Consider the following 440-nt stretch of genomic DNA (forward strand, 5'->3'; position numbering starts at 1 on the left):
TTGCCACACTGCAACACCTTACAGATGTGGAAGATGTGAAATTTGTCATCAATTATGACTACCCTAACTCCTCAGAGGATTATATTCATCGAATTGGAAGAACTGCTCGCAGTACCAAAACAGGCACAGCATACACTTTCTTTACACCTAATAACATACAGCAAGTGAGCGACCTTATCTCTGTGCTTCGTGACTGAGTCCATTCCCGAGATATTCTGTTGTACTTATCTCTGTCTGTTTTATAGATCCGTGCAATCTCTGGCACTAGGGGGTCATCTGGGTTTGGATCACATAGCAGTGAACAAATGGATAAAAGAACTTTAGAAATTGTTAAAGCAGGCGACCACTGTGATCTTAGAATATCGAGACAAATGCTGCCATTACTGTTAATATTTGGATGATAAATTCTTGTTGTAAATGCAACCTTAGGTGGTTTGAAG

The 440-nt window shown here is 40.0% G+C and carries 1 protein-coding gene and 1 pseudogene; one reads left to right on the top strand and one right to left on the bottom strand.

Annotated features, from left to right (window positions below; translation table 11 throughout):
• Positions 1–197: helicase-related protein (locus ACLWS4_RS37480; protein WP_416876499.1), on the top strand; the 197-nt coding region annotated here is incomplete at its 5' end.
• 14 nt (positions 198–211) lie between these two features.
• Here ACLWS4_RS37480 and ACLWS4_RS37485 read toward each other — a convergent pair.
• Positions 212–440, bottom strand: a pseudogene (locus ACLWS4_RS37485) (ubiquitin-conjugating enzyme E2); the annotation flags it as partial.

Origin of the sequence: Kitasatospora sp. SC0581, from assembly GCF_048159585.1 — a bacterium.
Classification (GTDB): Bacteria; Actinomycetota; Actinomycetes; order Streptomycetales; family Streptomycetaceae; genus Kitasatospora.